At 63.0% G+C, this 3,640-nt stretch carries 4 protein-coding genes; all 4 read right to left on the bottom strand.

Going from position 1 to position 3,640, the window contains the following annotated elements; all coding sequences use genetic code 11:
* Window positions 1-1,069: FAD-binding oxidoreductase (locus EOA22_RS27635; RefSeq protein ID WP_164755891.1), on the bottom strand; the 1,069-nt coding region annotated here is incomplete at its 3' end.
* A gap of 60 nt (window positions 1,070-1,129) precedes the next feature.
* The gene (locus EOA22_RS27630) at window positions 1,130-1,888 is read right to left on the bottom strand and encodes an amino acid ABC transporter ATP-binding protein (protein ID WP_027161621.1); all 759 of its coding nucleotides are present in this window, start codon (window positions 1,886-1,888) and stop codon (window positions 1,130-1,132) included.
* A gap of 12 nt (window positions 1,889-1,900) precedes the next feature.
* Window positions 1,901-2,980: an amino acid ABC transporter permease gene (locus EOA22_RS27625; protein WP_063168725.1), complete on the bottom strand. Its 1,080-nt coding sequence runs from the start codon at window positions 2,978-2,980 to the stop codon at window positions 1,901-1,903.
* A 3-nt stretch (window positions 2,981-2,983) separates the two neighbouring features.
* Window positions 2,984-3,640, bottom strand: a 657-nt coding sequence (locus tag EOA22_RS27620) for an ABC transporter permease subunit (RefSeq protein ID WP_127390361.1), incomplete at its 5' end; no start/stop codon positions are given.

The raw sequence follows: 3,640 nt of genomic DNA, 5'->3' as shown, positions 1-3,640 counted from the left end.
CGAAACGGGCGATTGCTCCTGGAGGTACGGAGATGTCGTGCTTGAGTTGCTCGCCTTCCAGCCTTTGTCCCTCCGGTTGCTCCTCGCGCAGCCGCCAGAATTGTGCGCGATGCGCACCTGTCGCCGCCAGCGCGCCGTCGCTAACCAGGCTCTGTTCCATGCCCCATTCCAGAGCCGAAGCCAGGATCTCGTCCAGGGGAACGCGTGACGACCCCGATGCCAGTTCGACCAGCAGATAGACGTCGCCCCGTGTCTCCAGTTGGTAGGCAAGGTCGGGCACGTGCTTGAGCGCCAATCGCAGGCCCACATCGGAGAAGAACTCGAGGCCAGTCAGGAATTCCCCGGCCTCGCCGCGCAGGAAGGCGCCGAACGAAACGGCGGCGGCAAAGTCGGGCAGGACCAGAAGGGCGCTCGCTTGCTGCCGAGGCTTGGGGTAGAGCCGCAGGATCGCGCGCGTGACGATGCCGAGCGTGCCCTCAGCGCCACAGAACAGCTTGCGCAGTTGATAGCCGGCATTGTCCTTCTGCACCGCGCGCAGTCCGTCCCAAATCCCGCCATCAGGCGTCACGACTTCGAGACCCAGGACGAGATCCTGCATCATGCCGTATCGGAAAGCCTGGCTGCCGCCGGCATTGGTGCCGATCAGGCCGCCGATCCTGGCGCTGCCTTCTGCGCCCAGATGCATTGGAAACATCAGCCCATGCGGCTCCAGCGCCTCGTGCAGCGTGGCCAGCACGACACCCGCCTCGACGACGATCGATCCGCTGTCCAGATACGGCTTCCCGATCGCCGTCATGCGTGACAGCGAGACGATCACCGCATTCGGCTGCTCGGCGACGGCGGCGCCGCAAAGCCCGGTGTTTCCGCCTTGCGGCACGACTGCCAGTCCGGCCTCGCGACATAGTTTGACGACACTGGCAACCTGCGACGTATTCGCGGGCCTGGCAACGCCAAGAGGTGCGACGCCGTAGCGATTGAGCCAATCGCGCTGGTAGGGCTCGGCATCCCGGCCCGAAAGCCAGCCTTTCGGCCCGAGAATCTCGTGCAGCGCGGTGGCGGGATCGGTCATTGATTTACCCGAGTTAGCTGAGGGCGTGCCGTGCGACACGTCCCGGATCGTTGCTTCCAATCAATGACCCAGCACCTGCGACAGGAATTGTCGAGTGCGCTCGTTGCGGGAAGAGGTGAAGAACTCGTCCGGAGGCGCTTCTTCGAGGATCTCGCCGCCGTCCATGAAAAGCACCCGGTCCGCCACGCGACGCGCAAAGCCCATCTCATGCGTCACGCAGATCATCGTCATGCCTTCCGAGGCAAGCGTGACCATGACGTCAAGCACTTCGGAAACCATTTCCGGATCGAGCGCCGAGGTCGGTTCGTCGAACAGCATGATCTGCGGCTGCATGCAAAGTGCGCGTGCAATGGCGACGCGCTGCTGCTGACCGCCGGACAATTGGCTGGGATATTTCATGGCCTGCTCGGGAATGCGCACCTTCTCCAGGTAGTGGCGGGCGGTTGCCTCGGCTTGCGCCCGCGGCTGCTTGCGCACGATCATCGGGGAGATCATGCAGTTCTCCAGCACCGTCATGTGCGGGAACAGGTTGAAGTGCTGGAACACCATGCCGACTTCACGCCTGATCTCGTCGATATTGCCGACATCGTCGTTGAGCTCGGTCCCGAGCACCGCGATGCGGCCGCCATTGTGCTGTTCGAGGCGGTTGATGCAGCGGATCATCGTCGATTTGCCGGAGCCGGAGGGTCCGCAGACGACGATTTTTTCGCCCCGTTGTACGGAAAGGTTTATCCCGCGCAGTGCTTGGAACGTGCCGTAGTATTTGTCGAGGTTTTCGATGCGGAGCGCCGGCTCACCGGTCGAATTGGTTGAGATCACCTGCACGCCTCCTTACCGTTCGCTGACCGACATGCGGCGCTCGAGAAAGGCGCCATAGCGGGATAGGCTGAAGACGAAGATGAAGTAGATGAAGGCGATGAAGGCATAGACTTCGACATAGGCGAAGCGCCATTCGCCGGTGCCATAGGCGGCATTGCCGGAAGCCAGGATCTCGAAGAAACCGACGATGACCACCAGCGAGGTCTCCTTGAACGAGATGACGAACTGGTTGATCGTGGCCGGCATCGCGTTGCGCATTGCCTGAGGCAGGAGGATGCGGCTGATGCGTTGCCAGTAGCGCATGCCGAGCGCCATGGCAGCCTCCTCCTGTCCTGTCGCAACGCCCTGCATGCCGCCTCTCACGATCTCAGCCTGATAGGCGGAGAAGAACAGAGCGGAGCCGAGGATCACGCGGTAAAGCTTATCGCCCTGCAGCCATTGCGGCAGCGCGAACGGCAGAACCACTGCAAAGGTGAAGAGGATCGATATCAGCGGAAGCGACCGGACCCCGTCGATGATGAGGCCGGTGGTCCGCGAAATCCAGGGCAGCTCCGACCGGCGTAGCAAGGCCAGGCAGATCGCCAAGGGGAAACCGATCAGGCAGGTGGTAACGAAGATGAACAGGGTCAGCGCCAGCCCGCCCCAGGCTTCCTCGCCGACATGGGCAAGGCCAAGCACGCCGCCTTTCATCAATAGGTAGAAAAGGCCTGTTCCGGCTCCCCATACCAGCGCGATCCGGCGGCCCGTCCAGAACGCCGGGATACAGCTCAGCACCGTCATCACCACAACGGCGACGCAGGCCAGCGCCGAGCGCCATTGTTCCTCGTAGGGATAGAGGCCGAAGAAGATGATCCGCCATCTCGCTGCGATGACCGACCAGCAGGCTCCCGCTGTCGCCTGGCAGGCTTCCGGCCCGCCGCTGGTGGTGAAGACAGCCGAGAAAACCGCCCAATTCAGCAGCTTCCAGACCAGGAAGACCATGATCGTCAGACAGGCCAGCGACACCACCGCCTGAAGCGGCGTCGCGAAGAAGCGTCGCCTCAGATCCTCAAGCCTGCCGGGAGCGGGTGGAGCGACAATGACCATCTCCATCTCTCAGCCCCTCAGTTGATTGCCCTTGAGGGCAATTGCCTTGTTGATGCGGTTGAAGACGGCGGCAAGGCTGAGGTTGATGGCGAGGAAGCCTGCCATCAGGATGCCGATCGCTTCGAGGGTTTGCCCGGAATGGTTGATCGTCAGCGCCACAATCATGAAGAAGTCGGTGAAGCCCACGGCGATGCCCATCGTCGTCGCCTTCATCAGCCAGACATACTGATTGGCAAGGATCGGCAGCATGGCACGCAGCGCCAGCGGCAGCCGCACCAGCGTGAAGACCCGCCAGGGACTAAGGCCCAAGGAAAGGGCTGCCTCGACCTGGCCGGTGCCGACAGATTTGAAGCCTCCGCGCACGATCTCCGCAATGTAGGAGCCGCCATAGATGGCGATGGCGATGGCGAGGGTGGCGAACTCCGGAGGGATACGCAGGCCGCCTCTCAGATTGAGGCCTTGCAGGGCAGGGAAGTCCAGCAGCGGCGTATCCGGCAGACGTCCGAGAGCCAGAATGATGGTCGCGCAGGCCAGTGCCGCTGCGGCGGCGGCAAACTGGATGGTGCGCCGCTGGCCGATCGGCTGGGCAAGGAGCGACGTCCTGCCCAGCCAGGCCGGCAGCACGATGGCCGCGATCACAGCCACTGTGGCTGCGGCCAACGCGGC

It is taken from the genome of Mesorhizobium sp. M7A.F.Ca.US.014.04.1.1 (assembly GCF_003998745.1).
GTDB lineage: Bacteria > Pseudomonadota > Alphaproteobacteria > Rhizobiales > Rhizobiaceae > Mesorhizobium > Mesorhizobium ciceri.
The sequence above is the reverse complement of the archived record's forward strand: the minus strand, read 5'-3'. Positions and strand labels throughout refer to the sequence as shown.